Raw genomic sequence first — 25,358 nt, forward strand, 5'->3', positions numbered from 1 at the left:
GTGGTGCGCGATGGTGAATGCAGCCGTCGCGCACAGGACCAGCGTGGAAACCGCGCCGGCCACGCCGCGCGCGAGATGGGCTCGCGTCAGGTGTCTGGTCATGATTTTGCTCCATGCTCAACATGGAAATGGCGCCGCGCGGCGTTGGTTCCCTGCGGAGCCGCCGAATCGTCGACTGGTAGGATGGGTCAAGCGAAGCGAAACCCATCACCTGTGTCCCCCGGGAGATGGGCGATGGGTTTCGCTGGCGCTCTACCCATCCTACGGCACCGCCGCCAAATCGTCCGGCCGCGCCTACCTCCGCAGCAACTCGCTCAACGCCTCCGTCGCCTCGGCGCAGCGGATGTCGTCGATCTCGCGCGACAGCCTGAGCGCGCTCGATCTCAGCTCGTCGAGCTTCCAGCTCTCCGGACTCTGGCCTTCGAGCTGGCTGAGACGCTTGTTCAGATCGTCCAGTCTCGTTTGGAGCTGCCCGATGCTGGCGGCTCCATTCACTTTCCAAACGCGTTGTGCACGCATCGTAAATCCCCTGTCGTCTCACGGTGTTGTGAGAGCGGTTCGTGGCCGGAATGGGAGTTTCTCTTGTCCGGCTTCAGACGGTGGGGAACCGTTGCAGATCGGCAACGAAAGTTCCCATACTGAAGGAACATGACTGCAGATCAGGTCGAAAAGGCATGGAATTTGATTGTGCCCCGGCGACCAGCAAACGAAGGACAAGATAGTGGCGAGATTTGTGAATGTTGCAGCCGGCCAGCTTGGCCCCATTGCGCGAGCCGAGACGAGAAGCGAGGTCGTGGCACGCCTGATGGCCTTGATGCGCCAGGCCCACGCCAATGGCTGCGACCTGATCGTCTATCCCGAGCTCGCGCTGACCACGTTCTTTCCGCGCTGGTATTTCGAGGATCAGGCCGAGATCGACACTTTTTTCGAGCGCGAGATGCCGGGGGCGGAGACGCAGGCGCTGTTCGACCTCGCGCGCAAGCTCGGGATCGGCTTCTATCTCGGCTATGCCGAGCTGACGGCCGAGGACAGCCTTGTCAGGCGCTACAACACGTCCATCCTCGTCGACAAGAGCGGTGCGATCGTCGGCAAGTATCGCAAGGTCCATCTGCCCGGCCATGCCGAGCATGAGCCGTGGCGCAAATTCCAGCATCTGGAGAAGCGCTATTTCGAACCGGGCAGCGGCTTCGGCGTGACCGAGGCTTTCGGCGGCGTGATGGGCATGGCGATCTGCAACGACCGCCGCTGGAGCGAGACCTATCGGGTGATGGGCCTGCAGGGCGTCGAGATGGTGATGATCGGCTACAACACGCCGGTGCACAATCCGCCCGCGCCCGAGCACGACGATCTCTCGCTGTTCCACAATCATCTGGTGATGCAGTCCGGCGCCTATCAGAACGGCACCTTCGTGGTCGGCGTCGCCAAAGCCGGCGTCGAGGAGGGCGTGGACCATATCGGCGGCAGCTGCATCATCGCGCCCTCCGGTGAGATCATCGCGCGATGCACGACCAAGGGCGACGAGATCGCGCTCGCCCGCTGCGATCTCGATCTCTGTCATTCCTACAAGCGCACGACGTTCAATTTCGACATTCACCGCCAGCCAAGGGCCTACGGGATGATCGTCGAGCGGAAGGGCGTGACGACGATGGCGGATGGGTCGAAGGTGAAGCAGAAGGGATGATGTCCTGTAGCCCGGATGGAGCGCAGCGCAATCCGGGAAAGTGGCAAGTGCCGGGTGAGCGGCCCCGGATTACGCTGCGCTCCATCCGGGCTACGGTGCCCGCGCAGCAAGCGCTGGCATCGTTCGCGGTTGCCAGCCTTCGGGAAAAGGTATCTTGTGAACATCGTGCCGCCAGAGATCACCGGATGCGCGTTTCCGAACCTGGCGATCAAGGCCGCAGGACTTCCTCCGTCACATCGGGCATCGCCATGCTGAGGTCATTCGACCAGCTCCGCCAGACAGCTAGTCCGGATCGCCTCGTTGCCGCCGACGACGCGTACGCGGCGCTGGCCGGCAGCGGCGAATACGCCATGCCGTGGCATTGGCACGATTGCCTGATGTTCATTCTGCCGAGTTGCGGAACGATCGAGCTCAAGCACGAGGACCGGCGCGCCGGAACGTGGCTCTCGCACGACCGGTTCGCCGTCGTGCCGGCCGACCGGGCTCATGAAACGCGGGCCGGCATCGGCGCGCACAGCCACATCGCCCTCTATGTCACCGGTCCCGCGCTCGACAGGTTCGAACGGGAGATCGGCTCGCTGAGCGAATTCCGGCGGCGCACGCGCAAGGCCGCCCTGTTTCACCGCACGGCGAAGCTGCGTGCCCTGCACGAATTGTCCGCGCGGGACGAAGGCGGCGCTTACGGCAATGCGCGCATCCGCCATGGCCTGTCTTCCGCGCTGCTGGTGCAATGCATCGCCGAGGTCATGACCGGCGAGATCGTGTCGGACGTGTCGCACCGCGAGCACGGCATGACGCTGGTCGAGGACATCAAGCAATATCTGATGTTGCACATGGACCGGACCATTCCGCTCGATACGCTTGAAGCACGCTTCGGCGTGTCGCGGCGCCATATCAGCCGCCTGTTTCGCGAATTCACCGGACTGTCGATCGGCGAATTCCAGCAGAGGGCGCGCCTCGACAAGGCCTGCGAGCTGCTCGGTGCAACCGACCTTCCCATCGCCGAGATCGCGTTTCGGGTTGGATTCGACAGCGGCGCGGCGCTGGCCCATGCCATGCGCCGGGCCGACGGCTGCTCGCCGGGCGAAGTCCGCAAGCGCATGGCCCGTTCAAGCAAGATTTGAGTCCCGTTCGAACACCCTTTCGGGCAGCGGCGATCGTAACCTGCTGCCGGTGAGTTCTGCGCGATGGCTCGAAAGAGCGCGCGCCACGGGGACGGGTGATGAACAATTTGAATCAGCAGGTTCGATTGGTCCGTGTGTTCGCCGCGGGGCCTGACGGCGGCAACCCGGCCCCGATCGTCATCGATGCGGCCGGATGGTCGGATGCGCAGATGCAGCAGGTGGCCGGCACCTATGGCCATGAAAGCGGATTCGTGCTGCCGCCGCCGCCCGGATCGGATTGCGACTTCGAATTCCGCTTCTGGGTCCCCAATCACGAAATGTCCATGTGCGGACATGCGACCGTCGGCGCCGTCTGGCTGCTCGCGCAGCTCGGCCTCGTGTCGGGCGATCGTCTGAAGATCCAGACGAGGAGCGGCAAGGTCGCGGCGCGGATTCTGCGGTCAGCGGGACAGGATGTCCTCGTCGAGGTTTCCCAGCCCGCGGGCGAGGTCGAGCCGCTCGCGGATGCCGACGCAGCCCGGGCTGACATCCTCGCGGTGCTCGGCATCGGCGCTGCCGATCTCGCCCCGCAGCCGATCCAGAACGCCAGAACCAGCCGGGTCAAGACTCTCGTCCCGCTGAAATCCGTCTCGGTCCTCGACGGCCTGAGCCCGGACTTCAGCAAGGTCGAGCAACTATGCGATCGTATCGGATCGACCGGCCTCTATCCCTACGCGATCTCGGATTCCGGTCGGCAGGTCGTCGATGCCCGCCAGTTTCCACGATCGTCCGGCTATCCGGAAGACGCGGCCACCGGCATCGCGGCATCGGCCCTGTCGTTCGGGCTGCTGTCGAACGGATTGGTCGAAGCATCCGACCGGCAGATCACCGTGCGTCAGGGCCGCGCGATGAAGCGTCCGTCCGAAATCCGGGTTCGCTTCAATCTCGATGGAGGGCGCGTTGATGGCTGCTGGCTGAGCGGCATCGTGCAGCCGGCCGAAGACGAAAAGCTTTAGCCGGACAAGTCAACCACGGAGCCTTCGTCGATCATGTCGTCCTCAGCCTTCGAGTCCGCTTACGGCTTTCCCCGCAGCGATGTCCGCCTGTCCAACTGGCGGCAGTCGCCCTGGAACGCCTGGTCATTTCGCCACGTCTGCGAACTCATTCCGATCGCGCGCATCTCGGCAACGCCAGGACTGACCGAAGAGCCTCGCGTCGACAGGGAAGACCTCGTTCGACGGGAGTTCGGTGTTGACGGAGAAGACGTGACCGTCGCGGACCTGCTCCGGAAAACCTCGACCGACGCGCTCGTGGTGATGAAGTCGGGCCGCATCGTTGCCGAGTTTCATGCGCCGAACTTCACGTTGCAGTCGCGTCACATCCTGTTCTCCGCAAGCAAGTCAGTGACGGCGATCGTCGCCGGCATTCTGCATGGCGAGGGCCTGCTCGATCTTGACGAGGCCGTGCCGGCCTACGTGCCGGAGCTCAGATCATCCGCCTATGCGGATGCCTGCATCCGCGACGTTCTCGACATGCGGATCAGCCTCGACTTCGAAGAAACCTATCAGGATCCGCGCGGCGATTTCGCGCGCTATCGCCGCGCCGGCCTGCTGGAGCCCGTCGAGCCCGGGCAGGTCCGGGAGACCCTCATCGAATTTCTGTCGTCGTTGCAGAAGGGGGCCGGGGAGCATCGTGGTCCCTTCCGTTATGCATCTCCGAATTCCGACGTTCTGGGCCTGGTCCTGGAGCGTGCATCCGGCGAACGGTTTGCAGATCTCGTCACAGCCCGTCTCTGGCAACCGCTCGGGGCGAGGCAGGATGCCTATGTCACGGTCGACGCTTCAGGCGCGGCCCGGTCCGGCGGCGGCATCTGCATGACCCCGCGCGACCTCGCCCGCATCGGCGAGATGATGCGATCGGGCGGCGTCGTTGGCGGGCGCCGTATCGTACCCGAGGCGTGGGTCCGCGACACGGTTTCGGGCACGCCATCGGGGCAATGGAATGCAGGCAAGCTCGCCGACTGGCTGCCTGGAGGCAGCTATCGGAGCAAATGGTATCAAAGGCGCGCCGGTAGCGAGGCCTACTTCGCCCTCGGCATCCACGGCCAGTGGCTGTACGTCGATCCCCGCGCCGAGATGGTCGTCGCGAAGTTCTCGTCACAGCCGGTCGCCGTTTGCAACGACGCGAAGCGCCTCAATCTCGCGCTTTTCGACGCGCTTGCGGCAATGGCTTGAATTTGCCCGTCGGGCAAAACACCCGCCATTCCGTCAACCCCTGCCGACGAAAATATTCCACTTTACCGAAATTCGGATTTGTCGTATGTCTCGCCCATCCCGGCTCATCCTCGAGGGGCGATCATGTTGTCGTCACGATGCGCGAGCCGGGCTTGCGGTGGACGCGGCAGCGTCGGGCGCGAGGGTGAAGGGCAGGGCGGATTGCTCCGTGAGCCCAGAACTTCGTGCCGACGAGCGGCGCTGTCAGGTTCGTTTCGCCAGTAAGTTTCCGGCTCCGTCGACAGGGCTGGGAAAACTGCGGTGAACACGCGAACCGTGCGTACGGCAAAACCGTGTGGTCCTGGCCGTCGTTGCTACGGTCAAGCCCTGGCGGATGCGGCAGTCGCGTCAACCGGCGCGGTGCCGGCGACTTTCGCCGAGGTGAGGGAGGCCAAAGGGAATTCGGCTCCCGGGAGAGCACGGCATAAGCCGTCCGACCATCGCGCAGGGAAGGCCGTGTGTTGGGCTTCACCTGTATGCTGCTGTGCGGTCTCCTTGCGCACCCTTTCGCGCAGCAGACCGCGGGTGCCGCCGGCACCCGGCCTTCCCTGCGCCCTCTTGGGAAAGAGGGCGGAGTGATGAAGCAAAGCTCGGGTGATTAAGCCGCGAGAGTGCGAAGGCGTGTCTGCAAGACCGTAGGATGGGTAGAGCGCAGCGAAACCCATCATGTTTCCGCGAGGAGGATGCGCGATGGGTTTCGCTTCGCTCTACCCATCCTACGAGTGCGCGTGTCTGAGACCTGCACTGCCGCCCCGTACACCGTCATTGCGAGCGCAGCGAAGCAATCCAGAATCTTTCCGCGAAGGGATTCTGGATTGCTTCCTCGCTTCGCTCCTCGCAATGACGGTGTGGGGGCGGTGTTGCGCTCCACGCCACGCTCGTGCCCACCCCCCAATCACAACTCCGTGTCTTTATTCGGAAACGATCATTCCCTATTATCCCGCAATGCAAAAAGTCGCCCGCCAATCGCAAGCCGTCGCCCGTCCGCCCGGTCGTCCCCGGGAGTTCGACATGGATACCGCGCTCGACCGCGCCGTGCGGGTGTTTTGCGAGCGCGGCTACCATGCGACCTCGATCGGCGATCTGACCGCCGCGATGCGGCTCGCCACCGGCAGCGTCTACAAGGCGTTTCGCGACAAGCAGGCCGTGTTCCTGGCCGCGTTCGAGCGCTACGCCACGGTGCGCCGGGAGCAGACCCGCAGCGCGGCCGCGCGGGGCGCCAACGGCCGCGAGCGGCTGCGCCATATGCTGCTGTCCTATGTCGAGCACTCCCAGGGGATCGAGGGGCGCCGCGGCTGCATCGTGGTCGGCGGCGCGGTCGAGCTCGCCGCGCTCGATCCGGAAGTCCGCGCCCGCGTCAACGCCCAGCTCGAGACCAACGAAAGCTTCATCGCCGGCCTCATCCGCGAAGGCCAGGCCGACGGCTCGATTCCCGCTCACGTCGTGCCCGAGGATACCGCGCGGCTGATGATCTGCATCACCCAAGGCATGCGGGTCGTCGGCAAGGCGCGCCTGCCGCTCGACGGCGACCGGCTGGTCGGCGTCGCGATGAAACTGCTCGCCTGAATTCTTGTCTTATTAGGGAATGAACGTTCCCGATCTTTCGGAGATTTGCGTCAATGACGATGAATGCCACGATCGAGACCGCGCCCGAGCCGGATGCGGTGTCGCAGCGACTGACCTTCGTGCTGGCCGCGGCCTGTGGCATGGTCGCCGCCAACATCTACTATGCCCAGCCGCTGATCGCCCCGATCAGCGCCGCGCTCGGCCTATCGCATGCCGCGGCGGGGCTGATCGTCACCATGACCCAGGTCGGCTACGGCATCGGCCTGCTCTTCATCGTGCCGCTCGGCGATCTCGTCGAGAACCGTACTTTGATCTGCTCCGTCATCACGCTCGGCGCCGCATCGCTGCTTGCGGCCGCCTTCGCCACCCATGCGCTGCCGTTCCTGATCGCCGCGCTCTTCATCGGGCTCGGGTCGGTCGCGGTGCAGATCATCATTCCCTATGCCGCGCATCTGGCGCCCGAAGCGATCCGCGGCCGCGTCGTCGGCAACGTCTCGACCGGCCTGATGCTCGGCATCATGCTGGCGCGTCCGGTGTCGAGCTTCGTCACCGCGGCCTCGTCCTGGCATGCGGTGTTCTTCGCTTCCGCCGCCCTGATGATTGTGCTCGCCACCGTGCTGTGGATGACGCTGCCGAAGCGTAAGCCGGTCGTGCGCATGCATTACGGCACGCTGCTGCTGTCGATGCCGTACCTCGCCCTGCACACGCCGCTGCTGCGGCGCCGCGCGCTCTACCAGGCCAGCCTGTTCGGCTGCTTCACCCTGTTCTGGACGGTGGCGCCGCTCCAACTCGCCGGCGCGTTCGGCTTCAACCAGACCGGAATTGCGCTGTTCGCGCTTGCCGGCGTCGCCGGTGTGTTCGCCGCTCCCATCGCGGGCCGGCTCGCCGATCGCGGTCACAGCCGGATCGCGACCCGGGTTGCGATGCTGCTCGCGGCCGCGGGCTTCCTGGTGACCTATCTCGGCGCACCCGGCTCGATGCTGAACCTGATCTGCCTGGTCGTGGCGGCGATCGCCATCGATATCGGCGTGCAGGGCAACGTCGTGCTCGGCTTCCGCGCCATCTTCGCGCTCGGGCACGAGCATCGCAGCCGCCTCAACGGGCTCTATATGGCGACGTTCTTCGCGGCGGGCGCCGCCGGCTCCGCGGTCGGCGCCTGGGCGTTCGCGCAAGGCGGCTGGGTGCTGGCGTCGGCCATTGGCCTTGCGCTTCCCGTGGCGGGCCTGCTCTACGCGGCGACCGAGTAGCCGCCGGATGCGGCCGGGATAGTGCGTTGCGGCCGTTTACCGGTCCCGAAGTGACGCAATTTCCATCTCGCGGATTCCGCGCCGCTGTAGTACTTTGGTCGCAAGCGGACCTGGTTAACGGGCGGCAGGGGGAGGCCAATGAGGCGTGCGGGTTTGTTAGGCGTACCGCGACTACGGCCGTGGTCGTGGCAGGCGTTTGTGCTCGGATTTGTCGTCGTCGCAGTGTCGGCGATGCTCCAGGGCATCTGCGTCGCGCTCGGCGCAAAGCTCTATTTCGCGGCATTCCTTCCCAGCCTGTTCGTGCTCGGGCTCGTCGCAGGTGCGCCGGCGGCAGCCTTCGCCGCGCTGCTCACCGTCCCGCTGGTGTGGTGGGCGTTCATCCCGCCCTTCTTCCAGTTCACGCCCCTGTCCAGCGCCAATGCGGATTCCGTCAACCTGTTCTGCCTGCTCGCCGTGCTTCTGATCGGCCTTGCCGATCTGTGCCGCGAGACGATGACGCTCGCTGGCCGCGGCGGCTTGAAGTCCCGGGGCGAAAGCGCGGCAACGAATTCGCAATAAATGCGTGGCGCGCGCCCGCCGGCGTTGCGTCCGCGCAACAGTCCGGCAACCATCCGCGAATCTGCTCTGCGCCGCTAACTTTTCAAAAAAGATTTGGCCGCAATTTCTCCCCCGGGAATGACGAGGGAGTTTTCGGACATGAACGGCCAAATAAGCGGACACGCCATCATGGAGAACGTGCGCCGCTATCGCGGCATCGCATCGCTCTATCGGCAGACCGCTGCATTCCGCCCGGGCCAGAGCTGGTCGCTGCTGGAGCAGGCGCGGGAATGGGAGGACCGCGCGCTGTCGGAGCTGGAAGCCTATTTCGCGGCACGCATGGATTATGCGACACCGCTCGCGGCCTGATCGTTAACCATCGCGGGACCGAGGTTAGCGGCGGGTCAGAACCTGTAGCTCGCCTGGACCCGTACCGTGCGGCCTTGCCCCGGCGAAATATTGTTGTTGCCGTCCGCGGAGGCCCAGTAGCCGCGGTTGAAAATGTTCTCGACCGTCAGCTGTGCGCGCCAATTGGCATCGATCGTGGCGTAGACGCCGGCATCGAAGCGCACGAAGCTCGGCAATCTCACCGTGTCGTCGGACGATGCAAACGAATCGCCGAAATAGATGATGCCGAGCGCGGCCGCCCACATCGGCGTGAACTGATATTTGTTCCACCAGGCAAATTGATTGTACGGCACGAGCTGCACGCGATTGCCGGGCACGACCGTTGCCGACGTCGCGCTGGTGATCTTCGCATCCGTGTAGGCATAGCCGAGCGAGGATTGCCATTGCTCGGTGACGTAGCCGACCAGGCTCGCCTCGAAACCGCGCGTCAGCGTGCTGCCGGAGGGCAGGAAGAAGCCGGGATTGTTGCCGTCGGCGATCGGCTGGTTGGTGCGGTTGAGGTTGTAGATCGCGGTCGAGAACAGCAGCCTCGGATTGGCGTTCCACTTCATGCCGACCTCGGTGTTCTCGAACTTCTGCGGCTGAAGGATCAGCGTGCCGTCGTTGAGCGCGGAGAACTGGTCGCCGGAGGCGGGCAAATAGGAGATGCTGTAGGCGGTGTAGACCGACATCGTCTCCATCGGCTTGAGGATCACGGCCGCCTGTGGCGAGACCAGATTGTCGGTGCGGTTGCGGTTGATGTTGGTGTTCATGTCCAGCGCCGACATCTCGAAACGATCGAACCGCGTGCCGACGATGAGCTGCAGCGCGCGGGAGAACTCGATGGTGTCGCGCAAGTAGCCGGACTCGACGTTCAGCGCGTATTTGCTGTTGGAATCGGGCGTCGTGACGCCGTCGCCGTTCACGCCGGTGAAGTGATGGATGAAGTTGACCGGCCCGAAATAGGTCGGCGCGAACGGATTCTGGACGACGGTGTTGGTGCCGTTCGGGAAGATTCCGGTATTGCGGATGTCGACGCCGGTCTGGCGGCCGAACTCGGTGCCGAAGCCGACCGTGTGCGCGATCGGGCCGGTCCAGCCCTTGTAGGTGAAGTCGGTCTGGTTGAAGACATTGTCGCGGTTGGTGGTGTGCTGATAGGCGCCGAGATTGACGGCGGTGTCCGCCGGATTGACGGCACCGGCGAGCGGCCCGCCGGTCGGATAGACGTTCTGGTAGAACTTCTGGTAGTCGGCCGCCATCGTGCCGTTGCGCACCGACAGCCCGTTCTGGAAATCGTGCTCGATGATCGCCATGCCGGTCTGAACCGTTGCCTGCGCGGTGTTGAGGCTCGGGCTGCCGAAGAAGACTTGCAGATTCCCGTTCGGCGCGAACGGCGTCGTTGGATTGAAGCGCGTGACGCCGCCGGGAAGGCTCTGCGAGGGATTGCCGCGATCGGCGGTGCGGCCGTCGTGGTAATATTCGTAGGACAGCTTGATCTTGGTGAAGTCGTCGGGCTTCAGCGTGACGGTCGGGTTGATGCCGTAGCGTTCCAGATGGTTGAAGTCACGAAACGCATCGCTGCCTTCGTAGAACACGTTCAGCCGTGCTGCGACGTTGTCATTGACGGCCTGGCCCGCATCGAGCGAGACGCGGCGGTCGCCCCAGGATCCCGTCTGCGCGGTGGCTTGATAGATGCGGGTGCCGTCGGCCTCCTTGAGGGTACGGTTGAGCACGCCGCCGCCGGCGCCGCGGCCGAAGGTCAGGGCGCTCGGACCCTTCAGCACCTCGATGCTCTGGGCGTTGTACAAGTCGCGGAAATACTGCACGTCATCGCGAAAGCCGTTGACGAAGAAGTTGGCGCTGGAATCGACGCCGCGGATGACGAGCTCGTCGCGATTGCCTTCGCCCTGGTGCACCGCGACGCTCGGGACGTAGCGGGTGACGTCAGTGAGGCCCTGGTAATTCTGGTCGCGGATCTGCTGCTGGGTGATGACGGAAAGCGACTGCGGAATGTCGACGATGGGCGTGTTCGACTTGGTGGCGACGGAGGTGCTGTTGGCGAAATAGCCGACCGTGCCGGTGCGGGCGTCCTGCGATGGCATGAACGGCTGCGGCGCGGGCGTTGTCTCCGGCCGACGCGCTGTCTGGGTCCGGCGGGTTCGCGTGCCGCTGGTCCGGCGCGCAGAGGAGGACGGATTGGACCGACGCTGCGTCTCGGGTGCCGTGACGGTGACGGGGGGAAGCGTGACGCCTTGTCCTGACGAAGATTGCGCGAATGCCTGCGGGCCGAGGAGGAATGCACCTGACGTCATCAGTGCAGCCAACACGCTGCGCGCGATCCCCGAACCCTTGCGCCCCGACATATCGCCTGCAGAAGACAAAAGCTCCCCGTTGGCTGCGATGTGGCTCATCGCGCCCTCCCTTACACTTCAAAACTCGCCCGATTTCCCCAGGGATGCGGCCGGACGCGGGGCAAGGCGCGTCCGTTCACGCGAAGTCACTGCGGGGATGAACACGGCGGGCGGCCAGCAATTCCAAGAAACGCGATTTGAATCATTCGAAACAATGCGAGTTCCGGCGATCCCGCGCGCAGGCTTGGGCAATACCCGTGGCGAATACGGAGTTGCCCGGTCATCCGCGTGTGATAGCAACGCGTTCAGATCTCCTAGACGGCCGGGGGCGCGCGATGACCACCTTCAACCGCATCTTCACGACGGAGCGCCTGCTCCAGATCATCGTCGTTCTGGCGGCGACGGTTGCGATGAAGCTGATGGTCTGAGGATCGGTGAGCTAGCGCTCGCCGAAATCGGGCACCTCGGGCAGATAGTTCGAGCCTTCCGAGCCGAGAAAATCGAACATCGCCTGCGCCGGCGGCAGCAGCACCTTGTCGCTGCGGCGGATCACGTACCATTGCCGGACGATCGGCAGGCCCGCGACATCGAGCACGATGAGGCGGCCTTCGGCGAGCTCATGCGCCACCGTGTGGGCCGAGATGAAGGCGATGCCGAGGCCTGCGATCACCGCCTGCTTGATGGTCTCGTTGCTGCTCATCTCCATGCCGATGATCGGCTCGAGGTCCGACCTCTGGAACATCCCCTCCATCAGCGTCCGCGTGCCCGACCCGGGCTCGCGGGTGAGGAAGGTCTCGTGCACGAGATCGGTCAGGCTGAGACCGGAATCCTTCTCGAGCCAGTGTCCCTTGCGCGCGACGATGATGTGCGGATTGCGCCCGAGCTGACGCACGTCGACGCTGACATCGGCCGGCGGCCGACCCATCACCGCAAAGTCGAGCTCGTAGCCGTGCATGGCCTCGCGGATCTCCTCGCGATTGCCGATGGTCAGCTTGATCTCGATCTTCGGGTGCCGCTTCGAGAACGCCGCGATCGCATGCGGCACGAAATATTTCGCGGTCGACACCGCGCCGAGCTGCACCGTGCCGCCGGTCCGCCCCGCGAGCAGGTCGAGCGCGCCCTGGCAGTCCGTGATCGCGGCTTCGACGCGCTCGGCGAGCGCCAGGACCTCGCGGCCGGCCTCCGTCAGCAGCATGCCGTCGCCGGTCCGCTGCACCAAGGGCAGGCCGGCGAGGTCCTGAAGCTGGCGAAGCTGCTGCGTGACCGCCGGCTGCGTCAGCCCGAGATGGCCCGAGGCCGCGGTGACGCTGCCCTTGGCCGACAGCGCGGCAAGCGATCGCAACTGCCGGATCGTCAGATGCCGGAGCTGTGCAGCTGCATGGCCGGGGCCATTATAAGAAAATTCTTTGGCAACCATTATGAATAGAAATTTTCCTTATTAAGCCGCCCCTGTCAATCTCCTCGTGCTGGGACTGACCGCTCCGACCTCCAGAGGGGAGGGAACTGGATGCGGCACCCGCAAGGGGATGGACGCAGATGACCGGGCAACTCAGGCTGGACGACCACCTTCAACGGTATTCCGAGACGGCGCCGCATGCGCTGGCGGTTGCGGCCGCAGTCGATGCCATCGCATCGGCGGCGATCGAGATCGCCGACCTCATCGCGACAGGCGATCTCGCCGACGCCTCCGGCCTGACCACCGGTCGCAACAGCGACGGCGACGTCCAGCGCGATCTCGACGTCCAGGCCGATGCGATCCTGCGCCGCTGCCTGAGCAAGCTGCCGATCGCGGCGCTGGCGTCGGAGGAGATGCGCGAGCCGCAGATCGGCGACCGCGAAGGCCGTGTCTGCGTCGCGATCGATCCGCTCGACGGCTCGTCCAACATCGACATCAACATGACAGTCGGCACGATCTTTTCGATCCTGCCCGCGCCCGATGATCTCGCGCTGGCCTTCCATCAGCGCGGCTCGGCACAGCTCGCGGCCGGGTTTGTCACTTACGGACCGCAGACCTCGCTGGTGCTGACGCTTGGCGACGGCGTCGACATCTTCACGCTCGACCGTAAGTCAGGCTGCTTCCGCCTCGCGCGCAGCGGCGTTCAGATCGCCGAGGCGTGCGAGGAGTTCGCGATCAACGCCTCCAACCGCCGGCACTGGGATCCGCCGGTGCGCGCCTTCGTCGACGAATGCCTGGCCGGCGTCGAAGGACCCGCCAACCACGATTTCAACATGCGCTGGGTCGGCTCGCTGGTCGCGGAAGCCTATCGCATCCTGACCCGGGGTGGCGTGTTCCTCTATCCCTCCGACGCGCGCCCCGGCTATGGCGACGGCCGCCTGCGCCTCACCTATGAGGCGCATCCGATGGCAATGATCATCGAGCAGGCCGGCGGCTCGGCCTCGACCGGGCGCGAGCGCATCCTCGATCTCGCGGCACAGGGCCTGCATCAGCGCGTGCCGCTGATCATGGGCTCGAGCAACGAAGTGCGGCGGCTCGAGGAGCTGCATTGCGATCCACTGCTCGTCGCCAGCGTTTCCGCGCCGTTGTTCGCGCGGCGCGGCTTCTTCCGGCTCTGAGGGAGGCATCCGATGTCCAGGAAGCATCCGATCATCTCGATCACCGGCTCGTCCGGCGCCGGCACCACTTCGGTCAAGAAGACCTTCGAGCAGATCTTCTTCCGCGAGAAGGTCAACGCCGTCTACATCGAGGGCGACGCCTTCCATCGCTACGACCGTGCCGAGATGCGCACGCAGATGGCGCAGGAGGCCGAGCGCGGCAACAAGCATTTCAGCCATTTCAGCCCGGAGACCAATCTGTTCGAGGAGCTGGAACGGGCCTTCCGCGACTATGGCGAGACCGGCACGGCGACGACGCGGCACTATGTGCACGATGCGGAAGAATCCGCGCTGCATGGCGCGGCGCCCGGCACCTTCACCGAATGGGAGCGGCTGCCGGAGAATTCGGACCTGCTGTTCTACGAGGGACTGCACGGCGCTGTCGTCACCGACAAGGTGAACGTCGCACGCTATGCCGACCTCAAGATCGGCGTCGTGCCGGTGATCAATCTCGAATGGATCCAGAAGCTGCACCGCGACCGCAGCGCGCGCGGCTATTCGACCGAGGCCGTCACCGACACCATCCTGCGGCGGATGCCGGATTACATCCACTACATCTGCCCGCAATTCACCGAGACCGACATCAACTTCCAGCGCGTGCCGACGGTGGACACCTCCAATCCGTTTATCGCGCGCTGGATCCCGACGCCGGACGAATCGATGGTCGTGATCCGCTTCAAGAATCCGCGCGGCATCGACTTTCCCTATCTGCTCTCGATGCTGCCGCACAGCTGGATGTCGCGCGCGAATTCGATCGTGTGTCCCGGCGCGAAGCTCGATCTCGCCATGCAGCTCATCCTGACGCCGCTGATCATGCAGCTCATCGAGCGCAAGCGCAGCTTGAAGTGAAAAGGAGGATCCGATGAATATCTCGGTTCATGCCGAAGCCGACATCACGGCAGTCAGCCACAGCGATCTCGCCAATGCCGTCCGCTTCCTCGCGGTCGATGCCATCGAGACCTCGCAGTCCGGCCATCCCGGTCTGCCCATGGGCATGGCCGACGTCGCGACCGTGCTGTTCTCGCGCTTCCTCAAATTCGACTCCGCGCACCCGAACTGGCCGGATCGCGACCGCTTCGTGCTCTCGGCCGGCCATGGCTCGATGCTGCTCTATGCACTGCTGCACCTGACCGGCGGCGATGTCAGCCTCGACGACATCAAGGCGTTCCGGCAATGGGGCTCGAAGACGCCGGGTCATCCCGAATATGGCCACACCCCTGGTGTCGAGACCACGACCGGTCCGCTGGGGCAGGGCATCGCGACCGCGGCCGGCATGGCACTCGCCGAGCGCATGGCCAATGCGCGGCATGGCGACGGTCTCGTCGATCACTTCACCTATGTGATCGCGGGCGACGGCTGTCTGATGGAAGGCATCAGCCAGGAGGCGATCTCGCTCGCCGGGCATCTCCAACTCGGCCGCCTGATCGTGCTGTTCGACGACAACGGCATTTCCATCGATGGACCGACGTCGCTTGCGACCTCGGACGATCAACTCGCACGCTTCGCCGCCTCCGGCTGGTCGGTGCGCCGAGTCGACGGGCACGATCCCGAAGCCGTTGCGCAGGCGATCGCGGAAGAGCGCGAAGCCGCAAAGCCGTCGCTGATCGCCTGCCGCACCATCATCGGCTACGGCGCGCCGGACCGGCAAGGTACCGAGAAGGCGCATGGCGCGCCGCTCGGCACCGAGCAGACCGCGGCAGCGCGACGAGCGCTTGGCTGGGACTATCAGCCCTTCGTGGTGCCGATTCCCATCGCGAAGGCGTGGCGGATGATCGGGCAGCGCGGGCAGGTCGAGCGTCTCGCCTGGCTCGATCGCTATGAAGATGCGACGCCGGAGCAGCGGGAGCTCTTTATCGAGGGCAAGCCGGTTGCCCTGCCGAACGCCTATGCCCAGGCCTCGGCGAAATTGCGCGAGCGCTTTGCCACCGAGCGTCCGAAGCTTGCGACGCGGCAGGCCTCGCAGCAGGTGCTCGACGGCATCGCGGGGACCATTCCCGGCCTGGTCGGCGGCTCCGCGGACCTGACGCATTCGAACCTGACGCACGCCAAGGCGCAGGCCCCGGTCAAGAGTGGCGCGTTCGCCGGCGACTACATCCATTACGGTATCCGCGAGCACGGCATGGCGGCGGCGATGAACGGTCTCGCGCTGCATGGCGGCTTCATTCCCTATGGCGGCACGTTCCTCGCCTTCTCCGACTACAGCCGGCCGGCGATCCGCCTTGCGGCCCTGATGCGGCTGCGCGTCATTCACGTGATGACGCACGACTCCATCGGCCTTGGCGAAGATGGCCCGACGCATCAGCCGGTCGAGCATCTCGCGGCGCTGCGCGTCATTCCGAATCTGCTGGTGTTCCGCCCCGCAGATGCGGTCGAGACGCTGGAAGCCTGGGACTGTGCGCTCGAAGCGGAAGACCGGCCCTCCGTGCTGTGCCTGTCACGGCAGGCTCTGCCGACGTTCCGCAGCGATGTACGCGGCAAAAACCGCGTCGCGCGTGGCGCCTATCTGATCGTCTCGCCCGATGGCGGCCGTGACGTGACCTTGATGGCGACCGGCTCGGAAGTCTCGATCGCGCTGGAAGCCGCCCGCCTGCTTGCGACCGAGCATGTCCGTGCGGCCGTGGTTTCCGCGCCGTGCTTCGCGCTGTTCGAGGAGCAGCCGGACGACTATCGCGCGGCCGTTCTCGGCATCGCGCCGCGCGTCGGCATCGAGGCGGCGGTCGCCGGCGACTGGCATCGCTGGATCGGTAGCGATGGCGAATTCGTCGGCATGCGCGGCTTCGGCGCCTCGGCACCGGCGCCGGTGCTCTACCGCGAATTCGGCATCACGCCGCAAAGCATTGCGGAAGCCGCACGCCGGGCGATCGCCCGTGTTCGCAAGCCATAACAGGAGGATTCTTCGTGGCCCGTATCACCCTTCGCCAACTGCTCGATCACGCCGCCAGCCACGGCTACGCGGTGCCGGCGTTCAACATCAACAACATGGAGCAGGGCATCGCGATCATGCAGGCGGCGGCCGAGGTCGATGCGCCCGTCATCATCCAGGCCTCCCGCGGCGCGCGCAGCTATGCCGGCGATCTCATGCTGTCGCACATGATCGACGCGCTGGAGCGGACCTATCCGGACATTCCGCTCTGCATGCACCAGGACCACGGCAACGACGAGGCGACCTGTGCCTCCGCCATCGCCCATGGCTTCACCTCGGTGATGATGGATGGCTCGCTCAAGGCCGATGCCAAGACGGCCGCCGACTACGACTACAATGTCGCGATCACGCGCCGCGTCGTCGATCTCGCCCATTGGACCGGTGCCTCTGTCGAAGGCGAGCTCGGCGTGCTCGGCTCGCTCGAACACGGCGGCGGCGAGCAGGAGGACGGTCACGGCGTCGAGGGCAAGGTCAGCCACGACCAGCTTCTGACCGATCCCGACCAGGCGGTGGATTTCGTCCGCGCCACCAAGGTGGATGCGCTCGCGATAGCGATGGGCACCTCGCACGGCGCCTACAAGTTCAGCCGCAAGCCGGATGGCGACATCCTGGCGATGCGGGTGGTCGAGGAGATCCACCGCCGGCTGCCGAACACGCATCTCGTCATGCACGGCTCGTCCTCGGTGCCGCAGCCGCTGCAGGACATGTTCAACCAGTTCGGCGGCGAGATGCCCCAGACCTGGGGCGTGCCGGTGGAGGAGATCGTCCGCGGCATCAAGAGCGGTGTTCGCAAGGTCAACATCGATACCGACTGCCGCCTCGCGATGACCGCCGTGTTCCGGAAAGTAGCCGCGCAAACGCGTTCCGAATTCGACCCGCGCAAATTCCTCAAGCCCGCCATGGACGCGATGCGCGAGCTTTGCCGCGACCGTTTCGAGCAGTTCGGCACCGCGGGCCACGCCAGCAAGATCAAGGTCGTTCCCTTGAGCGAGATGGCGCGGCGTTACCGCGCCGGCGAGCTCGATCCGCGCATCGGCGCCCGCGAGCCGGTTGCCGCCTAATCATTCAGAGAGAGAGAAGAGCAGGAGAGAGCCATGAATGCACATGCAGGAACCGTCAGGGGCAAAGAACGCTATCGCTCGGGCGTGATGGAATACAAGCGCATGGGCTATTGGGAGCCCGAATACACGCCGAAGGACACCGATGTCATCGCGCTGTTCCGCGTGACACCGCAGGACGGCGTGGATCCGATCGAGGCCTCCGCCGCGGTCGCCGGCGAATCCTCGACCGCGACCTGGACGGTGGTGTGGACCGATCGCCTGACCGCCGCCGAAAAGTATCGCGCGAAGTGTTATCGCGTCGATCCGGTGCCGGGCACGCCGGGCTCGTATTTCGCCTACATCGCCTACGACCTCGACCTGTTCGAGCCCGGTTCAATCGCCAACCTTTCGGCCTCGATCATCGGCAACGTGTTCGGCTTCAAGCCGCTCAAGGCGCTGCGCCTGGAAGACATGCGCTTCCCTGTTGCCTATGTGAAGACGTTCCAGGGACCCGCGACCGGCATCGTGGTCGAGCGCGAACGGCTCGACAAGTTCGGCCGGCCGCTGCTGGGCGCCACCGTGAAGCCGAAGCTCGGGCTTTCGGGGCGCAACTACGGCCGCGTGGTCTACGAGGCACTGAAGGGCGGGCTCGACTTCACCAAGGACGACGAGAACATCAACTCGCAGCCCTTCATGCACTGGCGCGACCGCTTCCTCTATTGCATGGAGGCGGTGAACCGTGCGCAGGCGGCCTCGGGCGAGGTGAAGGGCACGTACCTGAACGTCACCGCGGGCACGATGGAGGACATGTACGAGCGCGCGGAGTTCGCCAAGGAGCTCGGCTCGTGCATCGTCATGATCGATCTCGTGATCGGCTACACCGCGATCCAGTCCATGGCCAAATGGGCGCGCCGCAACGACATGATCCTGCATCTGCACCGCGCCGGTCACTCGACCTATACGCGGCAGAAGAGCCACGGCGTGTCGTTCCGCGTCATCGCGAAGTGGATGCGGCTCGCGGGTGTCGACCACATCCATGCCGGCACGGTGGTCGGCAAGCTCGAAGGCGATCCCAACACCACGCGCGGCTATTACGACGTCTGCCGCGAGGAGTTCAATCCGACCAGGCTCGAGCACGGCATCTTCTTCGACCAGTCCTGGGCGAGCCTGAACAAGATGATGCCGGTCGCATCCGGCGGCATCCATGCCGGCCAGATGCATCAGCTGCTCGATCTGCTCGGCGAGGATGTCGTGCTGCAGTTCGGCGGCGGCACCATCGGCCATCCCATGGGCATTGCGGCCGGCGCGATCGCCAACCGCGTGGCGCTGGAGGCCATGATCCTCGCCCGCAACGAGGGCCGCGACTACGTCCACGAGGGTCCGGAGATCCTCGCCAAGGCGGCGCAGACCTGCACGCCGCTGAAGTCGGCGCTCGATGTCTGGAAGGACGTCACCTTCAACTATCAATCCACCGACACGCCGGACTTCGTGCCGACGGCGCTGGAAACCGTCTGAGGAGATTTGAGATGAAACTGACCCAGGGTTGCTTCTCGTTCCTGCCCGATCTGACCGACGACCAGATCACCAAGCAGGTGCAATACTGCCTCGCCAATGGCTGGGCGGTGAACATCGAGTTCACCGAGGATCCGCATCCCCGCAACACCTATTGGGAGATGTGGGGCCTGCCGATGTTCGATCTCCAGGACGCCGCCGGCGTCATGATGGAGCTCGCCGAATGCCGCCGGGTGTACGGCGACCGCTACATTCGCATCAGCGGCTTCGACGCCAGTCATGGTTGGGAATCGGTGCGGATCTCGTTCATCGTCAACCGTCCGCCGCAGGAAGCCGAGTTCGAACTGGTGCGGCAGGAGGTCGGCGGCCGCGCCATCCGCTACACCACCGTGCGCCGGCAGGTTGCGCACGCCTCGCCTTAAGCCGTTCTCCTCCGCGCGGAGCACTCCCTGCTCCGTTTCCTTGGCGGACCACTGCTTCGCCGCTCCCCCCGCGGCGAAGCTCTTTTCTTCGAGGTACCCATGCTGGATGTCCCGCACGCAACGACCACTGAAGCCGGCGAGACCAGCTTCGATCTCCGCAAGGAGGCCGAAGCGGCCGGGATCACCGACACGCTGCAGCAGCTCGAGCAGGAACTGATCGGGCTCAAGCCGGTGAAAAACCGCGTGCGCCAGATCGCGTCACTCCTCTTGATCGAGCGCATTCGCCAGCGTGTGGGCCTGGCCGCCACGCCGCCGACGCTGCACATGTCGTTCACCGGAAACCCCGGCACCGGCAAGACCACGGTGGCGCTGCGCATGGCCAAGATCCTGCATGGGCTCGGATTCGTGCGGCGCGGGCAGGTAATCTCGGTGACGCGTGACGATCTCGTCGGGCAATATATCGGCCACACCGCGCCGAAGACGAAAGAGATATTGAAGAAAGCGATGGGCGGCGTGCTCTTCATCGACGAGGCCTATTATTTGCACCGGCCCGACAACGAGCGCGACTACGGCCAGGAGGCGATCGAGATCCTGCTCCAGGTGATGGAGAACCAGCGCGAGGACCTCGTCGTGATCCTCGCCGGCTATGGCGAGCGCATGACGAAGTTCTTCGGCTCGAATCCCGGCTTCCGCTCGCGGATCGCCCATCACATCGAATTTCCCGATTATGCTGAAGCCGAGCTGCTCTTTATCGCCGAGCTGATGCTGAAGGAGCGCGGTTATCGCTTCTCGGCGGCGGCACGGGAAGCTTTCGAGAAATACGTCGCGCTGCGCCGGACCCAGCCGTTCTTCTCCAACGCGCGCTCGATCCGCAACGCGGTCGACCGCATCCGCCTGCGGCAGGCCGATCGGCTGGTGTCCGATCTCAACCGCATGCTCGATGTTGCGGACTTGGAGACGATCGACCCGGCGGACGTTCTGGCGAGCCGTGTCTTCACCGGCGGCGCCGATGCGCGGAGTGCAAAGTCATGACCAAGGAGATCATCATCGCGCCGTCGATCCTTGCGGCTGATTTCGCGCGGCTCGGCGAGGAGATCGCGGCTATTGACGCGGCCGGTGCCGACTGGATCCATTGCGACGTCATGGACGGGCACTTCGTCCCGAACATCAGCTTCGGCGCGGACGTCATCAAGGCGATCCGGCCGGTGACGTCGAAGATCTTCGACGTTCATCTGATGATCGCGCCGACCGATCTGTATCTTGAGGCGTTCGCAAAGGCAGGCGCGGATATCATCACCGTTCATGCTGAAGCGGGTCCGCATCTCGATCGCTCGCTCCAGGCAATCCGCGCACTCGGCAAGAAGGCCGGCGTCAGCCTGTGCCCGTCAACACCCGAGAGCGTGATCGAATATGTGCTCGATCGCCTCGACCTTATCTTGGTCATGACGGTCAATCCCGGCTTCGGCGGCCAGTCGTTCCTCGACTCCCAACTCGAGAAGATCAGGCGCATCCGCAGCATGATCGGCGAGCGGCCGATCCGGCTCGAGGTCGATGGTGGTGTCACGCGCGACAATGCCGCTGCTGTCGCCGCGGCGGGCGCCGATACGCTGGTCGCGGGATCGGCGGTGTTCCGCGGCAGGAGCAGCGCCGACTATGCCGCCAATATCGCGGCCATCCGCGTCGCTGCGGAGGCGGCGCGGGTTCCAAAACTGCAGGATAATTCCGTTCAGTCGATGCGGACCGGAGAGAGTGCCTCGATCCGGTAGACTACGGGTGACGCAGGTGATGCCGCCGTCGCAGTTGCGATTGTACCAAGGCGTGCCACATTTTTCCGGAGTTCTACGGAGGATGCTGCACAAACCGATCAAATAGTTTCAGGCCGGGGTAACCAACGCGCCTGAGACGAAAATTCGATTAACACCCACGCAATGCTAAGCGCCGCAATCTGCGGTTCAGGAACGCGAGAGAGCGTGGGAATGCTGATCCAGGATATCTGCAGGCATGAGGCCTGCACGCGGCGCGAGGCGAAGGCATGAGCATGCATCGCCTGTTCGCCGAGCAGCTTCGCTGCGCCACGGACGCGACCGGACAGGTCGACGTCGTCAAGCTGGGCGAGCTCGTCAGCGCGGCCTACGAGGCAAGCGATCGCGACCGGCAGCGCATGATCGATGCACGCGCGCATACGCATGATGAGGTCGCGCAGGATCTGCTGCGGACCCAGGAGTTCCTCGATACCGTCGTCGAGAACATTCCGATCGCCGTGTTCGCGAAGTGCGCGAAGGACTCGCGCTACATCCTGCTCAATCGCGCTGGAGAAGACTATTACGGCGTGCCGCGCGAGCAGATGCTCGGCAGGACGCCCGAGGAGATTTTCCCGGCTGACGTCGCCCGCATGGTCAACGAGCAGGACCGCCGGGTGGTCGCCAGCGGCATGCCGATGTTCCTCGAGGAGCACCTCCTCGAGGTCGGCGTCAAGGGCCACGACCGCGTCGTCAATTCGCGCAAGATGCTGATCACGGATGACGCCGGCGATCCGCAATATCTGGTCGGCGTGATCGAGGACGTCACCGAGCGCGTCAATACGCAGGAACGGATCAGCCATCTCGCCCATCATGATGCACTCACCGACCTTCCGAACCGCAGCGCCTTCAATGCGGCGCTGGATGAACGGCTGCAGCGCGCGCAGCAGGCGTCCACCAGCTTCGCGGTGCTCAGCCTCGATCTCGACCGCTTCAAGGAGGTCAACGACGTCTTCGGCCATCCCGTCGGCGACATGCTGATGCGGGCGGCGGCCGATCGCCTCGCCGCGGAAGCCGACGGCGCCTTCGTCGCCCGCATCGGCGGCGATGAGTTCATGATCCTGATGCCCGATGACGCGTGCCGCGAGGACGTGCTGGCGCTCGCAGAGCGCCTGGTCGAGGTGATCGGCAAGGAGCTCGAGGTCGACGACTATCTCTCCCAGGTCGGTGTCAGCGTCGGCATCGCCGTCTATCCCGATGACGGCGTCGATGCCGCGACGCTGCTCGCCAATGCCGATTCCGCGCTCTATCGCGCAAAGCGCGAGGGCAGGGGGCGAGTCCGCTTCTTCGAATCCGAGATGGACCAGGAGCTGCGCGACCGCAGGCTGCTGCATCACGATCTGCGCCATGCGCTGGAGCAGAACCAGCTTCTCGTCTACTTCCAGCCGCAGGCGCGGATGGACGGCGAGATCATCGGCTTCGAGGCACTGCTGCGCTGGAATCATCCGACGCGGGGCTTTGTGCCGCCGGACCAGTTCATTCCGCTCGCGGAGGAGAACGGGCTGATCGTCCAGATCGGCGAATGGGTGTTGCGCGAGGCCTGCCGCGAGGCGGCCTCCTGGCCGCGACCGTTGCAGGTCGCGGTCAATCTGTCGCCAGTCCAGTTCCAGGCCGGCGATCTCGAACGCACGATCCACCAGATCCTGCTGGAGACGGGGCTTGCGCCGACGCGGCTCGAGGTCGAGATCACCGAGGGCGTGCTGATCGGCGATTTCACCCGCGCGCTCAATCTGCTGCGGCGGCTGAAGGCACTCGGCATCCGCATCGCGATGGATGATTTCGGCACCGGCTATTCCTCGCTGTCCTATCTGCAGTCGTTCCCGTTCGACAAGATCAAGATCGATCGCAGCTTCATCTCCAATCTCGAGGCAACGCCGCAATCGGCCGAGATCGTCCGCGCGGTGCTGAGTCTTGCGCACGCGCTGAACATCCCGGTCGTCGCCGAAGGGGTGGAGACCGAGGCCCAGCGGGACTTCCTGGAACGCGAGGCCTGCGAGGAGATGCAGGGCTATCTCGTCGGCCAGCCCGACCTGATCGAGCGCTATCTTGATCTGGTCGGCGTTGCCGTGGAGCGGCGGCTCTACGCCTAGGTCTCCGGCCGGCCTGGTTCCACGTGCAGACCTGCGCGTTTGGAACTAAAGTGCGCACGCGCATTTCTCAAAAGTTAACTGCGATCAGCCCGGCTGTGCACGCAAAAAATGTTTTGCACAACCGCCATCGGCGTGACGTAAATCAGGGCAATAAGCCGTGTGAATGCGAGGGAGGGTCTCATGGAGAACGTACGTCGCTACCGTGCGCTGGCGTCCCTCTGTCGCCAGCAGGCGGCCTACCGGCCGCTGCAGAACTGGGAACTCCTCGGTCAGGCCGAGCATTTCGAACATTTGGCGGAAGTCGAACTCAAGGCGCATTTTGACGCGTGCAATGCGCAACGCGAAGAAGACGCCGTGGCCGCCGCGGCATGGGAGGCCCCCGCCGCGGCGTAAGCGGGTCTCGCCCAAAGGCGATCAAAGCAGGCCGCGGCTTTCGGCGCTGTCGAGCTCGTCCATGAGTGTCTTGTTTTCGTAGCGTGCGAGCGAGAGAACGTCCGCGAAGGCCGGCGAGGGCGCGCCGACCACGGCCCGTGCGCAGAGATCGCCGGCCGCACAGGCCGACATCGTTCCGTAACCCGACAGCGCAGCCGTCAGGAACACGCCCGGCGTCCTGGCCGCGCCGATCAGCGGCCAGTTTTCCTTCGTCATCGGATAGAAGCCGCCGTAATGGATCCGGTCGCGCGGCAGGGCGCCGAGATATTGCGCGAGCGCGGGCTGGAGCCGGCTGGCGGCGCGGAGCACGATTTCCGGAAAGTACGGATTGAGTTCGGGCTCGCGGGTGGGCTCGGACGGTTCCGAGTTGAACGCCCAGCCGAGCTTGATCCACTGGCCTTGGTCGCCGCCATCGGGGCGGCAATGGATGCTGCCCGGCATCGGCTCCAGCAACCGGGCCAGTTCCGGTGCTGCCGCCAACGCCTCGCGCTCTTCGGGGGACCAGGCCAGCGTCTGGCCGTCGAGGTCGATCGCGAAGGGCATCTTGCGGTCGACCGTCCGATTGCGGTCGACGAAGGCAATCTTCTGCTGAAGCACGTTGTGCATCGGCAGCTTCTCGCCATGCAGCACGGCGATGTGCGCCGCAAACGGACCCGCCGCATTGACGATGATGTCGGCCTTGATGCTCTGGCGCTCGCCGCCAGCGATGACGTCAACAATGAACCGGTCGGCCTTGGCGATGCCGACCACGCGCGCCTGCTGGAACTGCGCGCCCAGCGGCCGCATCGTCTCCAGCATGTACTGGCCGAGCTGCTGGCCGCTGATGTCGCCGGCCCGGCGGATATGAAGCGCGGTCGCGACCTCCTTGTCGAAGGCCGGATAATAGCGCTGGATCAGGTCGCGGCTGCGCAGCACATCGACGCCGTCGGGCGCGGTCTGCCAGTCCGCCGAGAGCGGCGGCGAATAGCTTTGGCTGGTGCCTTCATGCTGACGGATCAGCTTCGCGGCCGAGGCGCCGTAGCCGGCATGCAATTGCCGCAGCAGCTCGTCCGGCCGGTCGTCGCGCGTCACCAGCAGATAGCCGCGCCGCGTCATGTGGATGCGGTTGTCGGTGCGGCGTGCGATGTCCTCCATCAGATCGGCGCTGTGGTCGGTGAACGCCGCCATGGTCGGATGCGGCCACCAGTTGCGATAATTCTCGCCGGATTGTGCCGAGGTCAGCGCCATCGGCTGGCCTTCGTCGACGATCAACAGGCGCGAGCGCTTGTGCTCGACGGCGAGATAATAGGCCGTTGCGAGGCCGGCCATGCCGGCCCCAATGACCAGGATTTCGACGTCGTTCGTCTTCAAGCGTAGTCTCCTTTGGCTCCTGGCATGATCGG

General features: G+C 64.9%; 22 protein-coding genes. 18 read left to right on the forward strand and 4 right to left on the reverse strand.

All coding sequences use genetic code 11. From position 1 onward, the window contains the following. Positions 1–294: 294 nt before the first annotated feature. The gene (locus tag VGR99_RS32995; RefSeq protein ID WP_326904131.1) at positions 295–519 is read right to left on the reverse strand and encodes a hypothetical protein; all 225 of its coding nucleotides are present in this window, start codon (positions 517–519) and stop codon (positions 295–297) included. 202 nt (positions 520–721) lie between these two features. Here VGR99_RS32995 and VGR99_RS33000 point away from each other — a divergent pair, with 202 nt between their 5' ends. The 8 genes from VGR99_RS33000 (at position 722) to VGR99_RS33035 (ending at position 8,776) form a co-directional block, all read left to right on the forward strand. Then, the gene (locus VGR99_RS33000; protein WP_326904132.1) at positions 722–1,681 is read left to right on the forward strand and encodes an N-carbamoyl-D-amino-acid hydrolase; all 960 of its coding nucleotides are present in this window, start codon (positions 722–724) and stop codon (positions 1,679–1,681) included. Continuing rightward, positions 1,678–2,805: an AraC family transcriptional regulator gene (locus VGR99_RS33005; RefSeq protein ID WP_326904133.1), complete on the forward strand. Its 1,128-nt coding sequence runs from the start codon at positions 1,678–1,680 to the stop codon at positions 2,803–2,805. The genes VGR99_RS33000 and VGR99_RS33005 overlap by 4 nt, the downstream gene beginning before the upstream one ends. Positions 2,806–2,903: 98 nt before the next feature. Beyond that, a complete protein-coding gene (locus tag VGR99_RS33010; protein ID WP_326904134.1) occupies positions 2,904–3,800 on the forward strand; it encodes a PhzF family phenazine biosynthesis protein in 897 nt (298 codons plus the stop codon). Between the two features lie 33 nt (positions 3,801–3,833). Further along, positions 3,834–5,018, forward strand: coding sequence for a serine hydrolase (locus VGR99_RS33015; RefSeq protein ID WP_326904135.1), 1,185 nt, complete (start codon positions 3,834–3,836; stop codon positions 5,016–5,018). Positions 5,019–6,002: 984 nt separating this feature from the next. Beyond that, the gene (locus VGR99_RS33020) at positions 6,003–6,623 is read left to right on the forward strand and encodes a TetR/AcrR family transcriptional regulator (RefSeq protein WP_414645206.1); all 621 of its coding nucleotides are present in this window, start codon (positions 6,003–6,005) and stop codon (positions 6,621–6,623) included. Positions 6,624–6,676: 53 nt separating this feature from the next. After that, positions 6,677–7,870, forward strand: coding sequence for an MFS transporter (locus VGR99_RS33025; RefSeq protein ID WP_326904137.1), 1,194 nt, complete (start codon positions 6,677–6,679; stop codon positions 7,868–7,870). Positions 7,871–8,008: 138 nt separating this feature from the next. Then, the gene (locus VGR99_RS33030) at positions 8,009–8,428 is read left to right on the forward strand and encodes a DUF4118 domain-containing protein (RefSeq protein ID WP_326904138.1); all 420 of its coding nucleotides are present in this window, start codon (positions 8,009–8,011) and stop codon (positions 8,426–8,428) included. Between the two features lie 138 nt (positions 8,429–8,566). After that, positions 8,567–8,776, forward strand: coding sequence for a hypothetical protein (locus VGR99_RS33035; RefSeq protein WP_326904139.1), 210 nt, complete (start codon positions 8,567–8,569; stop codon positions 8,774–8,776). Positions 8,777–8,811: 35 nt separating this feature from the next. Here VGR99_RS33035 and VGR99_RS33040 read toward each other — a convergent pair whose 3' ends face one another. Both VGR99_RS33040 and VGR99_RS33045 read right to left on the reverse strand, forming a co-directional pair. Continuing rightward, complete coding sequence (locus tag VGR99_RS33040; protein ID WP_326904140.1) at positions 8,812–10,896, reverse strand: TonB-dependent siderophore receptor; 2,085 nt, start codon at positions 10,894–10,896, stop codon at positions 8,812–8,814. A gap of 688 nt (positions 10,897–11,584) precedes the next feature. Then, entirely contained in the window at positions 11,585–12,562 is a 978-nt protein-coding gene (locus VGR99_RS33045; protein WP_326904141.1) for a LysR family transcriptional regulator, read from the reverse strand. A 119-nt stretch (positions 12,563–12,681) separates the two neighbouring features. Here VGR99_RS33045 and VGR99_RS33050 point away from each other — a divergent pair, with 119 nt between their 5' ends. The 10 genes from VGR99_RS33050 to VGR99_RS33095 all read left to right on the forward strand — a co-directional run bounded on the left by VGR99_RS33050 (position 12,682) and on the right by VGR99_RS33095 (position 23,937). Next, positions 12,682–13,719 carry a class 1 fructose-bisphosphatase gene (locus VGR99_RS33050; RefSeq protein WP_326904142.1) on the forward strand — a complete coding sequence of 346 codons (1,038 nt, stop codon included), beginning with the start codon at positions 12,682–12,684 and terminating at the stop codon, positions 13,717–13,719. A gap of 12 nt (positions 13,720–13,731) precedes the next feature. Further along, positions 13,732–14,607: a phosphoribulokinase gene (locus VGR99_RS33055; protein ID WP_326904143.1), complete on the forward strand. Its 876-nt coding sequence runs from the start codon at positions 13,732–13,734 to the stop codon at positions 14,605–14,607. 13 nt (positions 14,608–14,620) lie between these two features. Further along, positions 14,621–16,642, forward strand: a complete 2,022-nt coding sequence (tkt, locus tag VGR99_RS33060; RefSeq protein ID WP_326904144.1) for a transketolase — start codon at positions 14,621–14,623, stop codon at positions 16,640–16,642. Between the two features lie 14 nt (positions 16,643–16,656). After that, a complete protein-coding gene (gene fba, locus VGR99_RS33065; RefSeq protein WP_326904145.1) occupies positions 16,657–17,742 on the forward strand; it encodes a class II fructose-bisphosphate aldolase in 1,086 nt (361 codons plus the stop codon). A 33-nt stretch (positions 17,743–17,775) separates the two neighbouring features. Next, positions 17,776–19,236, forward strand: coding sequence for a form I ribulose bisphosphate carboxylase large subunit (locus tag VGR99_RS33070; RefSeq protein WP_326904146.1), 1,461 nt, complete (start codon positions 17,776–17,778; stop codon positions 19,234–19,236). Positions 19,237–19,247: 11 nt separating this feature from the next. Further along, positions 19,248–19,655, forward strand: a complete 408-nt coding sequence (locus tag VGR99_RS33075; RefSeq protein ID WP_326904147.1) for a ribulose bisphosphate carboxylase small subunit — start codon at positions 19,248–19,250, stop codon at positions 19,653–19,655. Between the two features lie 99 nt (positions 19,656–19,754). Then, entirely contained in the window at positions 19,755–20,687 is a 933-nt protein-coding gene (gene cbbX, locus VGR99_RS33080) for a CbbX protein (protein WP_326904148.1), read from the forward strand. After that, a complete protein-coding gene (rpe, locus tag VGR99_RS33085; RefSeq protein ID WP_326904149.1) occupies positions 20,684–21,421 on the forward strand; it encodes a ribulose-phosphate 3-epimerase in 738 nt (245 codons plus the stop codon). The genes cbbX and rpe overlap by 4 nt, the downstream gene beginning before the upstream one ends. A 266-nt stretch (positions 21,422–21,687) precedes the next feature. Continuing rightward, positions 21,688–23,544 carry a putative bifunctional diguanylate cyclase/phosphodiesterase gene (locus VGR99_RS33090; protein ID WP_326904150.1) on the forward strand — a complete coding sequence of 619 codons (1,857 nt, stop codon included), beginning with the start codon at positions 21,688–21,690 and terminating at the stop codon, positions 23,542–23,544. 180 nt (positions 23,545–23,724) lie between these two features. Continuing rightward, a complete protein-coding gene (locus VGR99_RS33095) occupies positions 23,725–23,937 on the forward strand; it encodes a hypothetical protein (RefSeq protein ID WP_326904151.1) in 213 nt (70 codons plus the stop codon). Positions 23,938–23,958: 21 nt separating this feature from the next. On the opposite strand, the gene VGR99_RS33100 is transcribed toward VGR99_RS33095, so the two are convergent. Further along, positions 23,959–25,326 (reverse strand): FAD-dependent oxidoreductase, encoded by a 1,368-nt coding sequence (locus VGR99_RS33100; protein ID WP_326904152.1) that lies wholly within the window; start codon positions 25,324–25,326, stop codon positions 23,959–23,961. Positions 25,327–25,358 lie beyond the last annotated feature (32 nt).

Source organism: Bradyrhizobium sp., assembly GCF_035935975.1.
Taxonomy (GTDB): Bacteria; Pseudomonadota; Alphaproteobacteria; order Rhizobiales; family Xanthobacteraceae; genus Bradyrhizobium.

What these genes read in the sequence shown, in the direction of transcription:
- VGR99_RS32995 (WP_326904131.1), bottom strand. Translation starts at nt 519, where the DNA reads ATGCGTGCACAACGCGTTTGGAAAGTGAATGGAGCCGCCAGCATCGGG.
- VGR99_RS33005 (WP_326904133.1), top strand. Translation starts at nt 1,678, where the DNA reads ATGATGTCCTGTAGCCCGGATGGAGCGCAGCGCAATCCGGGAAAGTGG.
- VGR99_RS33010 (WP_326904134.1), top strand. Translation starts at nt 2,904, where the DNA reads ATGAACAATTTGAATCAGCAGGTTCGATTGGTCCGTGTGTTCGCCGCG.
- VGR99_RS33015 (WP_326904135.1), top strand. Translation starts at nt 3,834, where the DNA reads ATGTCGTCCTCAGCCTTCGAGTCCGCTTACGGCTTTCCCCGCAGCGAT.
- VGR99_RS33020 (WP_414645206.1), top strand. Translation starts at nt 6,003, where the DNA reads ATGCAAAAAGTCGCCCGCCAATCGCAAGCCGTCGCCCGTCCGCCCGGT.
- VGR99_RS33025 (WP_326904137.1), top strand. Translation starts at nt 6,677, where the DNA reads ATGACGATGAATGCCACGATCGAGACCGCGCCCGAGCCGGATGCGGTG.
- VGR99_RS33030 (WP_326904138.1), top strand. Translation starts at nt 8,009, where the DNA reads ATGAGGCGTGCGGGTTTGTTAGGCGTACCGCGACTACGGCCGTGGTCG.
- VGR99_RS33035 (WP_326904139.1), top strand. Translation starts at nt 8,567, where the DNA reads ATGAACGGCCAAATAAGCGGACACGCCATCATGGAGAACGTGCGCCGC.
- VGR99_RS33040 (WP_326904140.1), bottom strand. Translation starts at nt 10,896, where the DNA reads ATGCCATCGCAGGACGCCCGCACCGGCACGGTCGGCTATTTCGCCAAC.
- VGR99_RS33045 (WP_326904141.1), bottom strand. Translation starts at nt 12,562, where the DNA reads ATGGTTGCCAAAGAATTTTCTTATAATGGCCCCGGCCATGCAGCTGCA.
- VGR99_RS33050 (WP_326904142.1), top strand. Translation starts at nt 12,682, where the DNA reads ATGACCGGGCAACTCAGGCTGGACGACCACCTTCAACGGTATTCCGAG.
- VGR99_RS33055 (WP_326904143.1), top strand. Translation starts at nt 13,732, where the DNA reads ATGTCCAGGAAGCATCCGATCATCTCGATCACCGGCTCGTCCGGCGCC.
- tkt (WP_326904144.1), top strand. Translation starts at nt 14,621, where the DNA reads ATGAATATCTCGGTTCATGCCGAAGCCGACATCACGGCAGTCAGCCAC.
- VGR99_RS33070 (WP_326904146.1), top strand. Translation starts at nt 17,776, where the DNA reads ATGAATGCACATGCAGGAACCGTCAGGGGCAAAGAACGCTATCGCTCG.
- VGR99_RS33075 (WP_326904147.1), top strand. Translation starts at nt 19,248, where the DNA reads ATGAAACTGACCCAGGGTTGCTTCTCGTTCCTGCCCGATCTGACCGAC.
- cbbX (WP_326904148.1), top strand. Translation starts at nt 19,755, where the DNA reads ATGCTGGATGTCCCGCACGCAACGACCACTGAAGCCGGCGAGACCAGC.
- rpe (WP_326904149.1), top strand. Translation starts at nt 20,684, where the DNA reads ATGACCAAGGAGATCATCATCGCGCCGTCGATCCTTGCGGCTGATTTC.
- VGR99_RS33090 (WP_326904150.1), top strand. Translation starts at nt 21,688, where the DNA reads ATGAGCATGCATCGCCTGTTCGCCGAGCAGCTTCGCTGCGCCACGGAC.
- VGR99_RS33095 (WP_326904151.1), top strand. Translation starts at nt 23,725, where the DNA reads ATGGAGAACGTACGTCGCTACCGTGCGCTGGCGTCCCTCTGTCGCCAG.